This window comes from Streptomyces sp. NEAU-sy36 (assembly GCF_013423905.1).
Taxonomy (GTDB): domain Bacteria; phylum Actinomycetota; class Actinomycetes; order Streptomycetales; family Streptomycetaceae; genus Streptomyces; species Streptomyces misionensis.
In genome coordinates this window covers 5861007-5874078 of sequence record NZ_CP058977.1, presented here as the reverse complement: position 1 = coordinate 5874078, position 13072 = coordinate 5861007, and the positions used below count along the sequence as shown (strand labels likewise).

The window sequence follows — 13072 nt, the reverse complement described above, 5'->3', positions numbered from 1 at the left end:
CCCCGTGCGGGGATCGAGCAGCCCGCCCCAGTCCGTCCGCGCACGAGGGCCGTCGCCGGCGCCGTCAGCGGCGGGCATACTCGCGGAAGCCGCGGCCCGTCTTGCGGCCCAGGCAGCCGGCGGCCACCAGGTGCTCCAGGAGCGGGGCCGGGGCGAGCCCGGGGTCCCGGAACTCGCGGTGCAGCACCTTCTCGATGGCCAGCGAGACGTCCAGGCCGACCACGTCGAGCAGTTCGAACGGACCCATCGGGTAGCCGCCGCCCAGCCGCATGGCCGCGTCGATGTCGTCCAGCGACGCGTAGTGCTCCTGCACCATCTTGATCGCGTTGTTCAGATACGGGAACAGCAGCGCGTTGACGATGAACCCGGCCCGGTCGCCGCAGTCCACCGGGTGCTTGCGGATCTTCGCGCAGACCTCGCGGACGGTGGCGTGCACGTCGTCGGCGGTCAGCACCGTCCGCACCACCTCGACCAGCTTCATGGCCGGGGCCGGGTTGAAGAAGTGCATGCCGATCACGTCCTGCGGGCGCGAGGTGGCGCGGGCGCAGGCGACGACGGGCAGCGAGGAGGTCGTGGTGGCGAGCACCGCTCCGGGCTTGCAGACCTTGTCCAGGGTCTGGAACAGCTGCCGCTTGACCTCCAGGTCCTCGGCGATGGCCTCGACGGCCAGGTCGACGTCCGCGAAGGCGTCGTAGGAGCCGGCCGGGGTGATCAGGTCCAGGGTCTCGGCGGCGGCCTCGGCGGTCAGCCGGCCCTTGTCCACCGACCGGGCCAGCGACTTGCCGATCCGGGCCTTGGCCGCCTGGGCCTTCTCCTCGCTGCGCGCGGCCAGGACGACGCCGTAGCCCGCCTTGGCGAACACCTCGGCGATGCCGGAGGCCATGGTGCCGGAACCGGCGACGCCGACCGAGCGGACCTCGCGGCCCTCGGCGCGGGTGCCGTCGGCCGCCGGGGTCAGCGCGTCCGGCACCACGGTGGCGCTGCCCGGCGCCTCGTAGGTGTAGAAGCCGCGCCCGGACTTGCGGCCGGTCAGGCCCGCCTCGCTGAGCTGCTTGAGGATCGGGGCCGGGGCGTGCAGCCGGTCGTGGGACTCGGCGTACATGGCCTCCAGGACGGTCCGCGCGGTGTCCACGCCGATCAGGTCGAGCAGCGCGAGCGGGCCCATCGGCAGGCCGCAGCCCAGCCGCATCGCCGCGTCGATGTCCTCCCGGGAGGCGTAGCGGGCCTCGTACATCGCGGCCGCCTGGTTGAGGTAGCCGAACAGCAGCCCGTCCGCGACGAAGCCGGGCCGGTCGCCGACCGCGACCGGCTCCTTGCCCAGTTCGAGGGCGAGGTCCGTGACGGCGGCGACGACCTGCGGCGCGGTCAGCACCGAGGAGACGATCTCCACCAGCTTCATCGCGGGGGCCGGGTTGAAGAAGTGCAGCCCGAGCACGCGCTCGGGACGGGCCGAGTCGGCGGCCAGCCGGGTCACGGACAGCGCGTTGGTGCCGGTGGCGAGGATGGTCTCCGGGCGGACGATGCCGTCCAGTTCGCGGAAGATCTGGTGCTTGATCTCGTACGACTCCGGGGCCACCTCGATCACCAGGTCGGCGTCGGCCGCGGCGGTCAGGTCGGTGGTGACGCGCACCCGGGCCAGCGCGTCGGCGCGCTCGGCCCCGGTGAGCCGGCCGCGCTCCACCGCGCGGGCGGTGGAGGCCTCCAGGGCGGCCAGCGCCCGAGCGGCCTGGGCCTCGTCGACGTCGATGCCGACCACCTCGCGGCCGGCCTTCACCAGGACCTCGGTGATGCCGGTGCCCATGGTGCCGAGGCCGACGACGGCGATCTTCGTGAGCGCGGACGGAGGGGTGTGGGACAGGGGAGTGGCCATCGCGGGACTCCAGAAATGAGGGTGACGGCGAGGAACGCGCCGGGTGCGCCGGGGGCGCACCACGGTGCGGAAAGGAGTGCGGGTGTTGCCGGGCCATCGAGCGCACACGCCCGGTGCTGTACCGGCGGGCGTTCGAGGCGCCCGGCGGCGGCGGTGTTTCCGACCGGCCCTGTCCCGAAGCCGGGTCGTACTTGCGGTACTTGGCGCACAGAGCGCACACGGGTACCGAACCGACCGATGCCGCGACGGCCGCGTCACCAGACCGTCGCCAGCGGGTGCGAGAGGGTTGCTCGCTCGAATGAGCTTAACCGGTGGGTAACGAGCGCGCCACCCCCTGCGGGGGACTTTGTGCCGGGTGCCTCCCGCGGCCCCCTCAAGACGCCTACGCTGAGGGCGTGGACGAAGAGTCGCGATCGCTCACGGAACGCTTACGGCAGGAGTCGGGCGGCACGGCCGCCTTCGACCGGCTGCTCGCCACCGGGGACCCGGACGAGCTGGCGGAGGTGCTCACCGCGCCCGGACAGCCGCTGTGGGCGCGCGAGTTGGCCGCGTTCCGGCTCGGCCGGGCCGGCGACCGGCGCGCCTTCGAGTCCCTGGTGCTGCTGCTCAACCACCGTGACCCGCCGCGCTGCGCCGCCGCCGCACACGCCCTAGCCCGGCTCGGCGACCCGCGCACGGCCCGCGCGGCCGCCGCCCTCGCCACCAACGAACTCCGCGTCGCCTACGCCCTGCACCCGGTACGGCTCCTTGTCGCCCTGCGCGCCCCCGAGTCCGTGCCCGCCCTGATCACCACCCTGGAGCGGCGGCTGCGCCCGCACGACCCCTACCGGCGGGTCGCCCTCGCCTGTGTGGAGGGCCTCGGAGCCCTCGGTGACGGACGCGCCCGGCGCGTCCTGACCGAGGCCCTCGCCCACCCCGCCCTCGCGGAGGCGGCGGTACACGCACTGGCCCGGCTCCCGCAGGAGGAGCCGGCCGGCTGACCGGCGCGGTCAGGGCCAGTACGCGGTGCACAGCCGGCGCCCCGCGTGCCGGCCGCAGGCCTGTGCCTCCAGATGCCAGCCCCTGCCGTGCACGTACTTGACCGCGCGGGTGTTCTGCTTGCCGCCCGTGTGCACGGTCCCCGAGCACACGCCGAAGTCCGCCCAGGACCCGTGGTCGACGTCCCACTCCAGCGAGACCGTGTCCCCGCCGCGCGCCCCGGAGATCACCGCCCAGACGTAGTACGGCGCTCCGGTCTTCGCGTTGCCGTAGCGCACCTGGACCGTGGCGCCGCCGATGCGCACCGTGGGCCCCGTGTGCCGGCGTCCGGCCGGGATGCGGGTGTTGGGGTCGATGCTGGTCCCGCACGAGGCCGCGGCCCGCGCCGGCCGTGCCTCCTGGGCGGCCGTCGCGGTCGCCACCGACGCGGTGGCCAGCACCGCCACGCCGGCCATCGCGGCCATGAGGTTCCCGTACTTGTTGGTCATACCTGTGCCCCTCTTGCCGCCGACTGCGGGGTGTCACCGATCACTGACACACCGTCGCCGCAGTCGCCCGAGCCGAGGCTGACAGGCACCCGGGGGAGCGGGCAAGGGGCAGTGGGAGCACATGGGCGCGCGGGCCCCGCGTGCCCGGCGCACCGGAGCGGTCAGACGTCCCTCGTCCGGCGTACGTCCTGCTCGTCCCACGTGGTGGTGGAGCGCGGCTCGACCACGGGCCTGCCGCGGACGGGGTGACCGCCGCCGGCGACGGCCCGCTGCCGCACGGTCTCCGCGTCGAACTCCAGGCCCAGCAGGAGCGCCAGATTGCTGATCCACAGCCACACCAGGAAGACGACGATGCCCGCCATGGTGCCGTATGTCTTGTTGTACGACGCGAAGTTCGCCACGTAGACCGCGAAACCCGCGGAGGCGGCCATCCAGATCACCAGGGCCAGCACGCTGCCCGGAGTGATCCACCGAAAGCCCCTGACCTTGGCGTTGGGGCACGCCCAGTACAGGATCGCGATCATCACGACGACCAGGATCACCAGCACCGGCCACTTGGCGATCGACCACGCGGTCAGCGCCGTGTCCCCGATGCCGAGCGCCTGTCCGGTGCGCCGGGCCAGCGGGCCGCTGAAGACGACGATGACCGCGCTGAGCACGGCCAGCACCAGCAGCACCGCCGTGACCCCGACCCGCACCGGCAGCAGTCGCCACACCGGACGCCCCTCCGGCATGTCGTAGACGGCGTTCGCGGCGCGGATGAAGGCCGCCACGTACCCGGACGCCGACCACAGCGCGACGACGATGCCCACCACGGCCAGGACCGAGCCCGTACCGGCACTGTTCTGCAACTGCTCCACGGACCGGGTCAGCACGTCCCGCGCCGAGCCGGGCGCCAGCTGTCCGACGTCGGCCAGCAGCCGGTCGGTGGTCGAGCGGCCGGTGATCCCCAGCAGGGACACCAGCACCAGCAGCGCCGGGAACAGGGCGAGCATGCCGTAGTAGGTCAGTGCCGCGGCCCGGTCGGTCAGCTGGTCCTTCTGGAACTCCCGCAGGCTGCCCTTGAACACCGCCCCCCACGCGGGCTTCGGCGCCCGCGGCGCACCGCCTTGCTGTTCCGTTTGCCCCGGAAGGTGAGGTTCGTTCATGGCCGCCGGGTACCCCGCGGCACCCGGTCGACAGCGGGCCGGCGGCGGCCGCATCATCCGTCGGCGGGTTCCGGCACCACCGCCAGGGCCTCGATCTCCATCAGGAACTCCGGGGCCACCAGCCCCGCCACCCGCACGGCCGAGGCGGCCGGCAGCCGGTCGTCGGGTATGTGCGCGGCGCGGGCCGCACGGATCTGCGGCATGTGGGCCATGTCGGTGACGAAGTACGTCAGCTTCACCACGTGCTCGAACCCGGCCCCCGCCGCGGCCAGGCAGCGCCGGAGGTTCTCGAACACCTGGCGGGCCTGGGCCGCGGGGTCGCCGGGGCCCACCAGGGCGCCGTCCTCGTCCAGGGCCAACTGGCCGGAGACGGCGACGAGCCGGCCGGTCGCCGAGACGACATGGCTGTACTGCGTGGCGGGTGCGACGCCGGCGGGGGCGGTGATCCGTTCGGTCATGCGCCCATGATGGACCACGCCACCGACAGCGCCCCGGGCCCGGGGGCCGGGGCGCTGTCGGTGGCGGTCAGCGGCGGAAGCCCAGCAGGTCGTGCAGGGTCGAGCCGCGCGAGGACGTCGAGGCCGCCTTCGCCGCCGGCGGCTCAGGCTCCGGGGACCTGGCGCACACCGCGTCGGCCGTGCCGCTGCCGCGCGGCACCGTGCCGTCGGCCAGGTACGCCGACAGATAGCGGTCCAGGCAGGCGTTGCCGCTCAGCGTGATGCCGTGGTTGCCGCCGCCCTGCTCGACCACCAGGCTGGAACCCGCCAGCAGCCGGTGGGCCGCGACACCCCCGGCGTACGGGGTGGCCGCGTCCTCCGTCGCCTGGAACAGCAGCGAGGACGGCAGCCGGGTGTTGGCGACGTCCGGGCGCCCCGTGCGGACGGTCGGCCAGAACGCGCACGGCGCGTTGTACCAGGTGTTGTTCCACGCCATGAAGGGCGACTTCGCGTACACCGCCCGGGCGTCCCGGCGCCAGCGTGCCCAGTCGTGCGGCCAGGCGGTGTCCCCGCACTGCACGGCCGTGTAGACGCTGTAACCGTTGTCGCCGGAGCCGTCCACACCGGCGAGGTCGTCGTACGCCTCCACCAGCGGCCCGGTGTCCTTGTCGTGCACATAGGCCGCGAACGCCTCGGCGAGGTGGGGCCAGTAGCCGTCGTAGTAGCCGCCCGGGATGAACGTGTCCTCCAGTTCGGCGGCGCCCACCCGGCCGCCGGCCGGCCGCTTCGCCAGCGCGGCCCGCATCGCGTACCACCGCGCCTCGACCTTCGCGGGGTCCTTGCCGAGCCGGTACGTCGCGTCGTACTTGGCGATCCAGGCCATCAGCGCCCGGTGCCGGTCGTCGAAGGCGTGTTCCTGGCCGATGTTGTCGTCGTACCAGACACCGGTCGGGTCCACGATCGAGTCCAGCACCAGCCTGCGGATCCGCTCGGGGTGCAGCTTGGCGTAGACCGCGCCCAGATAGGTGCCGTACGAGTAGCCGAAGTAGCTCAGGCGGGACGCGCCGAGGGCCGCGCGGATGGCGTCCATGTCCTGCGCGGCGCTGACCGTGTCCATGTACGGCAGCACATCGGCGTACCGCCGGGAGCAGTCGGCGGCGAAGGACCGGGCGCGCTCCAGGTTCGCCTGCTCCAGCGCGGGCGTGGCGGGCACGCTGTCGGGGCGCACCGGATCGAAGTGGCCGGGCGCGCAGTCCAGGGCCGGGCTGCTGTGGCCGACCCCGCGCGGGTCGAAGCCGACGACGTCGTAGCGCGCCGCCACGTCCCTGGGCAGCGCCGAGGCCACGAACCCGGCGAGCGTGAGCCCGCTGCCGCCGGGGCCGCCGGGGTTGACCAGCAGGGGGCCCTCGGAGGTCTTGGCGGTGTGCGGCACGCGGGACAGCGCGAGCGTGATCCGCCGGCCGTCCGGGTCCGCGTGGTCCAGCGGCACCTGGAGCGAGGCGCACTGGAGCGTCGGGTAGTCGCCGGTGCCGCACTTCTTCCAGGCGAGCTGCGCGGGCGCGGCGGCCCGCGCGGGCACGCCGGTGACGGAGCCCGCCAGCACGGCGGCGGCCGCGCACAGCACGGCTGCGCGTCTTCTCATGGGTCCTCCCGGGACGGAGAGGTCGGGCGTACCGCGAGGATCGCGGCTTTGGCCGCATCGTCCCGGAGCGGGGACCCTGGAGAACGTCCCGCGCCGATAGTTGACCCTATTGCCCGCGCGAAGCCCTCGAACGCTCCCGCGGGGCGCTCACATGAGGGTCGGCTGGGCCGGCTCGTGCCGCGGCGCGGGTCCGGCCGGACGGATCCGGCGGGCCGCGCCCGCGCGGGTGGGGCCCGACGCCGTACTCCCGCGCCGGTTCGTGCACCTGACGGGTGATCCGGCGCTGGTACCAGGTGGGCGCGCAGGACCCGCCCACATACTTCCGCTCGTAGCGGCGCACCAGGCGTGGGTGGTGCTCGCCCAGCCGGGCCGTGAACCACTCGCGCCCCCGGCCGCAGACGCGGCACGGCGAGTTGCCGGGCCTGGTGTGCGATGTGCCGCGGGGTGGACGGGCGGAAGCACTCGGGGCCCGTGGTTTCAGGGCAGGAGGCCCTTCAGGAACCGGTCGAGGCGGCCGTCGAGGTCCAGTGCCTGGGTCTCCCGGGTCGCCGGCAGCAATTCGTAGGTGCGGAGCAGCCAGTCTTTCAGAGCCGGAAGTGAGGCAATGAAGTGGGCGGAGCCACCCGGCGGGGCCAGCAGGATGTGCAGCGACGCGTGCGCTCCGGTCCCGGTCGGCCACACCCGTACGTCGCCCTGCCCGCTGGGTGCCAGCGTGCCCCGGGCGAGTAGTTCACGTGAGATAACCCAGGAGATCGGACTTTGGGCAGGTTCGTGAAAAAGGAATTCCACGACGAGGGGATCTTGTGCCCTGTAGAGCAGGTGAGTCGATACGGGAAGCCGTGTACCCAGGGGCGACACGAGTTCCATGTCCAGCATGTGGTCTACGCAAGTGATCATGGCGCTGTCTGTGCAGTGGGCGGGCCGTGCGGGCGGGGTTGTGCGGCCCGGTTTCGGATAGTGCGGGGGTGATCGCCAGTTCTCTGACCGCCCCTGCTGCGTGGGGCGGCCGTCCCCCGGGCGGGCACTCCGGTCCGCATGGACGATGAAGTGACTCGGACCGCGTCACCCGCCGAGGGGTGTGCGGCGGGTTCCTCGACGGTCCGAAAGGCTGTGGGGCTCAAGGGCGGTGACGGTGTATCCGTGATGGCCGGCCCAGCGGAGCTGGTCCCGTACCCAATGGCGACGGACGTCGGCGGGGTCGTCGGCCGTTCGGGCGGCAGACGCGGCTGCGAAGTGGCGCGCGCTGGAGGCATCCGTCATCGCCGAGGCAGGACCGCCTGCAGTGAGAATGCCGGCCGCCGCGGTGGCCGAGATGATTACGCCGACGAGCGGGCGCACGATCCTCTTGCCCATGATTTCTTCTCCTTGTTCACGTCCATGACGTCGATAAATGACCTCACGGATGCAATGTCCCCCAAGGGCACCTGTGACAGTAGCCCCAGGTTGTTGAATGGTGAATCACTTTGTCCGTGAGGTCCGCCACGTGATCGTCGGCGGGTCGAGCGGCGGTGGATCATCCGCGGCGTCTCGCCGAGTCCGGCGGTAGTTCGGGGATCGCGCATCCCTCTGCTGAAGCGTTCCTCATGTCGGACATTTACTGGCATGGCACACCTCACACCCCATGTAGTTCATCGTTCAACCAAAAAGGCGTAGTGTCACCAGTGCCTGATCCAAGGCGGCCACTGCGACTCGTCCCAGCAGGTCGCAGGGTGCTCAAGGAGGAGAGAAAACATGAGTTACAGGATTGTGCGCCGCGCGGTTGTCGCGGCTGCCTCCGTGGCGGTTGCGGCGACCGGACTCCTCGCCGCAGGGGGTTCTGCCTCGGCGGCGACCATGAAGAGCAGCGAACCGGCTGCCCTCGTGTCCCACTCCGCGCGGTACGCCAACACCCTTGAAAGCGGAGGCGGACACCGGGGCGGGGACTCGGGTCGCTACGGCGACCGCGGTCATGACTCCCGGGATCGCCGTGACGGCGACTTCCGTCACCTGGGGCGTCGCTACAGCGATGACGATCGCCGCAACGGCGGCGAGTCCCGGTACGAGCGCGGCGACCGGATCTTGTGGGTCCGTGGCGATGACGGGCACCGCTACCGGATCCGGGAGCACGAGGGCCGCTATCACCGTTGGGACGGCCGTAGCGCAGGCCGGTGGAACACGGCGGACACCCATGTCCGTCACGTCCGCACCCACCGCGACGAGACCCACTTTCGCCTCGGGGAGGAAGCCGGCGGCCGCGGGAACGATGGCCGCGCCCATGGCCACAACGGCCACGGCTCTGGGCGTTCCTGACGCATCATCCGGGTGCGCCTGACGCGTCCGGGCAGTGGACGGAGGCGGCCGACGGCGCCGCCTCGCCCGCTGCGGATCGATACTCCCGCGCCTGAAATGGGGAATCGGCGCGGGAACCACCACCGGATATTTGGATGGGACCGGTGGTGATCAGGGCATGTCGACGGAGCCGTGCCCACGAATCCGACCGACCAGCCTGCCGAGAAGTCTGCTGCAGGCATCTTCACAAGAAGCAGCACAGGGTGAGATGGTCGCTAGACCGATCTATCTATTGTCTGCTCGGAGGGTGCCGTCGGATGAGTGGATCTGTGAAGCCTGACGAACTGAACGCCAGGACGCAACGCTGGTTTGTCTGCGCCGGTTTCGTTTCCACGCCGCTGATGTTCGTCGGTCTGGCCCTCGCACGTGTGATTTTCCCCGCGCACAACGCCAAATGGAGCGCGAATCACATCGTCCACATATACGAGCGGCATCCCAACCTCGTGCAGACCGGCCTTGTGGTGGCGATGATCGCCTTCGCCCTCTGGGGTTTGTGGATGGCCGTCATCAGCATGTGGATCTGGCGAATGGAGTCCCGCCGGTACCCCGTCCTCACCATCGCATCGATCCTCCTCGCCGCCATCAACGTGATGGTCGTCGAGATGATGTGCCTGATGTATGCGGTGACCGCGTTCCGTGCCGGTGAAATCAACCCCCAGATCACCCTGAGCCTGAACGACATCTCCTGGTTCTTGTACTACTACACGTGGCCGCCTTACATTCTCTGGCTCCTTGTCGTCGCGATCGCCGTCTTCCGCGACAAGAGTGTTCCCATGGTCTTTCCACGTTGGTTCGGCTGGCTCACCATCGGCACTGTCGTCGTCATCCTCCCCAACGTCGTCGGGGCGTTCCCCTTCGCGGAGAAGGGCCCGTTCGCGTGGGATGGCTTCATCACGTTCTGGCTGGTGGCAGCCGCCGTCGGGACCTGGTCCCTCGCATGTGACTACCTCTTGATGAAGGCGATCGGGAGGGAGGGCGAGAAGGTGAAGCAGTACCAGAAGGTCGTGGCCCCCGTCGCCGACGTGGCCGACGGACAAGGACGGGATCGCTGAAGGCCCGCCTGACGTACCGGCAGAGCGGTCGGAGAAACAGTCGTGACCGTCAGCACCGCGTCGCGTCCAGGTCGCTGAAACACTCGTAGAAAGAGCACTCCGTCAGACCCGCCTCGGCGCGAACGTCCTTCACGCGCACCCCGCCCATGCGTCCGCGTGCCCCCAGCGTATGTGGGATGCCGGGGGCACGCGGACGCTGTGCAGGCCGTCGCGGCGGTCAGCCGGGTACGTCCATGCGCTGCGTGCCGATCACGGACAGCAGCCGCAGCGCCTCCTGCGACCGGGAGCCCGGCTCGGCGGTGTAGATCACGACCCGCTGGTCCCGGTCGGCGATGTCGAGAATGTCGCAGTCCACGGTGAGCCGGCCGACCACGGGATGCTCGATCGTCGTGCGCGGCGCCGCCTGTGGACGCACGTCATGGGTGGCCCATACGCGCGCGAACTCCGGGCTGGAGTGCATGAGTTCGTCCACCAGGGCGGACACCTCGGGATCGTCGGGGTAGCGGGCCGCGGTGGCCCGCAGTTGCTGGGCCGCGCTGCGCGCGATGGCGTCCGAGTCGGACAGACCGCACCACTGCCGCTGACGCGGGTCGGTCGGCAGGAACGCGCGGCGGATCAGATTGCGGTCGCGGCGCGGCAGGGCCGAGAAGTCCTCCATGAGAGCGGCGGCCAGCTCGTTCCAGGCGATGACCTCGCACGTCGCCGACAGGACGATCCCCGCCGCCAGCGGCAGCCGACCCAGCAGGTCGAGGATGCTCTGCCGCACCTCGCGCGGCGGACCCGGCGAGGGGCCCGGCGGTGTGCCCGCCAGGTGATGCAGATGTTCCCGCTCGACGTCCGACAGGCGCAGCGCACGCGCCAGACCCGCGAGGACGGCACGCGAGGGATGGGGGGCACGGGCCTGCTCAAGACGCGTGTAGTACTCCGTCGAGATGTACGCCAGCTGCGCCACTTCCTCGCGACGCAGCCCCGGAGTGCGACGGCGGCGCCCGGCAGGCAGGCCGACGTCGGCGGGGGTGATCCGCTCGCGCCTGCTGCGCAGGAAGCCGGCCAACTCTCGTCTGTCCATGCCCTTCAGTGTGCGCGGACCGCCGCGACGCCCAGCCAGGTACCGCTTGTACCTGGCTGGCGTTGGCGGCCGCCCGCAGACTCGCCGCCATGCATGACGCACAGATCACCGACACATCCACGCCGACCACCGCCGGGCTGCTCGCCGGCAAGGTCGCCTTCGTCACCGGCGCCGGGCGGGGCATCGGCGCCGCCGCCGCACGACTGTTCGCCCGTGAGGGCGCCCGCGTGCTGCTCGCGGCCCGCACGCGCACCGAGTTGGAGACCGTCGCCGAGGACATCCGGGCGGCGGGCGGCACCGCGGACCACGTCGTGTGCGACCTCGCCGACCCGTCCTCTGTCCGCGCCGCTGTCGAATGCGCCGTGGAGCTGTACGGCCGCCTCGACGTCGCCTTCAACAACGGCGCGATCACCGGCGCGCCCGGCCCGTTGGAGGCGATGAGCGAGGCCGATCTCGACGAGGTCTATGCCGTCGACCTCAAGGGGCAGTGGGTGGCTATGGCCGCCGAGGTCGAAGCCATGCGGGCTTCGGCCGGGCGCGGCGCCATCGTCAACAACTCCAGCCTCACCAGCTTCCAGGCCACGCCCGAACTGCCTGCCTACGCGGCCATGAAGCGGGCGGTGAACAGCCTCACCGAGTCGGCGGCGGTCGCGTACGGCCCCGAGGGCATCCGCGTCAACGCCGTCGCGCCTGGCACCACCCTGACCGAGATGGTCCGCCAGAACGAGGCCGCCAACCCCGGCCTGCTCGACCAGCTGAAGGAGCGCACCCCGCTGCGGCGGGCCGGTGTCCCCGACGAAGTCGCCGAGGCGGCCGCCTGGTTGCTGAGCGACCGCGCGTCCTATGTCACCGGGACGATCCTGCGGGTCGACGGCGGTATGGGAGCGTGAGCCCGGCGCCCGTGCGCCGGGTGCTGAGCAGCTGAACCGCGGCAGGCCCCCGCGCCCCCTGTCACTCGGCCCGGGCCGACTCGACGAAGCCGGTCGTCGTCGGCCTGGGCCGCTTTCACGCCCGCGCCCGGCGCCCGCACGCCGTACCGATCTCTTTCCACCCCGAGCCGCACTCGCTGCCCCGCATTCCCGCCGCCCTGTGCCGCACGTGACGCCCGAACTCTCCCCACCCCGCGCCGACTTCGCGTAACGCCGTGAGACGTGTGGTGTCCGTCGCGTGCCCCCTGACCGGGTAGACAGCGCGGTCGCCAACCAGTAGAACTGGTGTATAGAACGTTCTAGACAGGGGTGTGATCATGGCAGGCGAAGTGCTGGCGGAGTTCCGGGACGACGGGGTCACGGTCATCACGATGAACCGCCCGACGGCTCGCAACGCTCTCGACCGCGCGCTCTCCGAGGGCGTCGCTCAGGCGCTCGACGAGTTGGACAGCCGCGGTGATCAGGCGGTCGGCATCCTCACGGGCGCGGGCGGCACCTTCTGCTCCGGGATGGATCTGAAGGCGTTCCTGCGGGGGGAGTCGCCCGTGCTGGAGGGGCGCGGCCTGGCCGGAATCACCCAGGCGCCGCCGCGCAAGCCGGTGATCGCGGCCGTCGAGGGGTACGCGCTCGCGGGCGGTTGTGAGATCGCGCTCGCCTGCGACCTCGTCGTGGCGGCGGAGGATGCCGAGTTCGGCATCCCCGAGGTCAAGCGGGGCCTCGTGGCGGCGGCGGGCGGGCTGTTGCGGCTGCCGCAGCGCATCCCGTACGCCGTCGCCATGGAACTCGCCCTGACCGGCGGCTTTCTGGACGCCGGGCGTGCCCACGCGTACGGGCTGGTCAACCGGCTCGCCAAACCCGGCCGGGCGCTCCAGCAGGCGCTCGTGCTCGCCGGGGAGATCGCCGCGAACGGGCCGCTCGCCGTACGGGTGAGCAAGCAGGTCGTCGCGGAGGCCGCGGGCTGGGATCCGGAGACCGTGTGGCAGCGGATGAACGAGGTGACCGCGCCCGTCTTCGCCTCCGCCGATGCGCAGGAAGGCCCGCTGGCGTTCGCCGAAAAGCGCCCGCCGCGCTGGACCGGCCGCTGAGCCGGCCGGCGGTCGCGGGACGCCTGCGCCGGAAAGCCGCGACGAC

Annotated in this window: 13 protein-coding genes and 1 pseudogene; 5 read left to right on the top strand and 9 right to left on the bottom strand. The window is 71.7% G+C overall.

Features of this window, described 5'->3' with window-relative positions; translation table 11 throughout:
* Positions 1-64 precede the first annotated feature (64 nt).
* Entirely contained in the window at positions 65-1870 is a 1806-nt protein-coding gene (locus tag HZZ00_RS25710; protein ID WP_180328679.1) for a 3-hydroxyacyl-CoA dehydrogenase family protein, read from the bottom strand.
* 395 nt (positions 1871-2265) lie between these two features.
* Between HZZ00_RS25710 and HZZ00_RS25705 the strand changes: the two genes are divergently transcribed.
* On the top strand, positions 2266-2850 hold the full coding sequence (locus tag HZZ00_RS25705; RefSeq protein ID WP_070022775.1) for an adenylosuccinate lyase: 585 nt from the start codon (positions 2266-2268) through the stop codon (positions 2848-2850).
* Between the two features lie 9 nt (positions 2851-2859).
* Here HZZ00_RS25705 and HZZ00_RS25700 read toward each other — a convergent pair whose 3' ends face one another.
* From HZZ00_RS25700 to HZZ00_RS25675, 7 genes and pseudogenes are all read right to left on the bottom strand, one after another.
* Positions 2860-3336 (bottom strand): hypothetical protein, encoded by a 477-nt coding sequence (locus HZZ00_RS25700; protein WP_180328678.1) that lies wholly within the window; start codon positions 3334-3336, stop codon positions 2860-2862.
* Between the two features lie 161 nt (positions 3337-3497).
* The gene (locus HZZ00_RS25695) at positions 3498-4484 is read right to left on the bottom strand and encodes a YihY/virulence factor BrkB family protein (protein WP_180328677.1); all 987 of its coding nucleotides are present in this window, start codon (positions 4482-4484) and stop codon (positions 3498-3500) included.
* Between the two features lie 53 nt (positions 4485-4537).
* Positions 4538-4942 (bottom strand): RidA family protein, encoded by a 405-nt coding sequence (locus HZZ00_RS25690; protein ID WP_180328676.1) that lies wholly within the window; start codon positions 4940-4942, stop codon positions 4538-4540.
* A gap of 67 nt (positions 4943-5009) precedes the next feature.
* Positions 5010-6563, bottom strand: coding sequence for an alpha/beta hydrolase (locus tag HZZ00_RS25685; protein ID WP_180328675.1), 1554 nt, complete (start codon positions 6561-6563; stop codon positions 5010-5012).
* A 147-nt stretch (positions 6564-6710) separates the two neighbouring features.
* Positions 6711-6993: pseudogene (locus HZZ00_RS39275) on the bottom strand (radical SAM protein); the annotation flags it as partial.
* 47 nt (positions 6994-7040) lie between these two features.
* Positions 7041-7439, bottom strand: coding sequence for an SsgA family sporulation/cell division regulator (locus HZZ00_RS25680; RefSeq protein ID WP_180328674.1), 399 nt, complete (start codon positions 7437-7439; stop codon positions 7041-7043).
* Between the two features lie 186 nt (positions 7440-7625).
* Positions 7626-7916 carry a hypothetical protein gene (locus HZZ00_RS25675; RefSeq protein ID WP_180328673.1) on the bottom strand — a complete coding sequence of 97 codons (291 nt, stop codon included), beginning with the start codon at positions 7914-7916 and terminating at the stop codon, positions 7626-7628.
* 378 nt (positions 7917-8294) lie between these two features.
* Here HZZ00_RS25675 and HZZ00_RS25670 point away from each other — a divergent pair, with 378 nt between their 5' ends.
* The gene (locus tag HZZ00_RS25670; protein WP_180328672.1) at positions 8295-8852 is read left to right on the top strand and encodes a hypothetical protein; all 558 of its coding nucleotides are present in this window, start codon (positions 8295-8297) and stop codon (positions 8850-8852) included.
* Positions 8853-9160: 308 nt separating this feature from the next.
* Positions 9161-9943: a hypothetical protein gene (locus HZZ00_RS25665; protein WP_180328671.1), complete on the top strand. Its 783-nt coding sequence runs from the start codon at positions 9161-9163 to the stop codon at positions 9941-9943.
* Positions 9944-10160: 217 nt separating this feature from the next.
* Here the strand turns inward: HZZ00_RS25665 and HZZ00_RS25660 are convergent, their stop codons facing one another.
* Entirely contained in the window at positions 10161-11012 is an 852-nt protein-coding gene (locus HZZ00_RS25660; RefSeq protein WP_180328670.1) for a helix-turn-helix transcriptional regulator, read from the bottom strand.
* An 89-nt stretch (positions 11013-11101) separates the two neighbouring features.
* Here HZZ00_RS25660 and HZZ00_RS25655 point away from each other — a divergent pair, with 89 nt between their 5' ends.
* Both HZZ00_RS25655 and HZZ00_RS25650 read left to right on the top strand, forming a co-directional pair.
* A complete protein-coding gene (locus tag HZZ00_RS25655; RefSeq protein ID WP_180328669.1) occupies positions 11102-11902 on the top strand; it encodes an SDR family NAD(P)-dependent oxidoreductase in 801 nt (266 codons plus the stop codon).
* Positions 11903-12258: 356 nt separating this feature from the next.
* The gene (locus tag HZZ00_RS25650) at positions 12259-13026 is read left to right on the top strand and encodes a crotonase/enoyl-CoA hydratase family protein (RefSeq protein ID WP_180328668.1); all 768 of its coding nucleotides are present in this window, start codon (positions 12259-12261) and stop codon (positions 13024-13026) included.
* The last annotated feature ends 46 nt before the right edge of the window (positions 13027-13072 follow it).

Excerpts from the sequence above, each read along its gene's own strand:
- HZZ00_RS25685 (WP_180328675.1), bottom strand. The coding sequence starts at position 6,563 with ATGAGAAGACGCGCAGCCGTGCTGTGCGCGGCCGCCGCCGTGCTGGCG.
- HZZ00_RS25695 (WP_180328677.1), bottom strand. The coding sequence starts at position 4,484 with ATGAACGAACCTCACCTTCCGGGGCAAACGGAACAGCAAGGCGGTGCG.
- HZZ00_RS25660 (WP_180328670.1), bottom strand. The coding sequence starts at position 11,012 with ATGGACAGACGAGAGTTGGCCGGCTTCCTGCGCAGCAGGCGCGAGCGG.
- HZZ00_RS25710 (WP_180328679.1), bottom strand. The coding sequence starts at position 1,870 with ATGGCCACTCCCCTGTCCCACACCCCTCCGTCCGCGCTCACGAAGATC.
- HZZ00_RS25655 (WP_180328669.1), top strand. The coding sequence starts at position 11,102 with ATGCATGACGCACAGATCACCGACACATCCACGCCGACCACCGCCGGG.
- HZZ00_RS25650 (WP_180328668.1), top strand. The coding sequence starts at position 12,259 with ATGGCAGGCGAAGTGCTGGCGGAGTTCCGGGACGACGGGGTCACGGTC.
- HZZ00_RS25690 (WP_180328676.1), bottom strand. The coding sequence starts at position 4,942 with ATGACCGAACGGATCACCGCCCCCGCCGGCGTCGCACCCGCCACGCAG.
- HZZ00_RS25670 (WP_180328672.1), top strand. The coding sequence starts at position 8,295 with ATGAGTTACAGGATTGTGCGCCGCGCGGTTGTCGCGGCTGCCTCCGTG.
- HZZ00_RS25675 (WP_180328673.1), bottom strand. The coding sequence starts at position 7,916 with ATGGGCAAGAGGATCGTGCGCCCGCTCGTCGGCGTAATCATCTCGGCC.
- HZZ00_RS25700 (WP_180328678.1), bottom strand. The coding sequence starts at position 3,336 with ATGACCAACAAGTACGGGAACCTCATGGCCGCGATGGCCGGCGTGGCG.
- HZZ00_RS25680 (WP_180328674.1), bottom strand. The coding sequence starts at position 7,439 with ATGCTGGACATGGAACTCGTGTCGCCCCTGGGTACACGGCTTCCCGTA.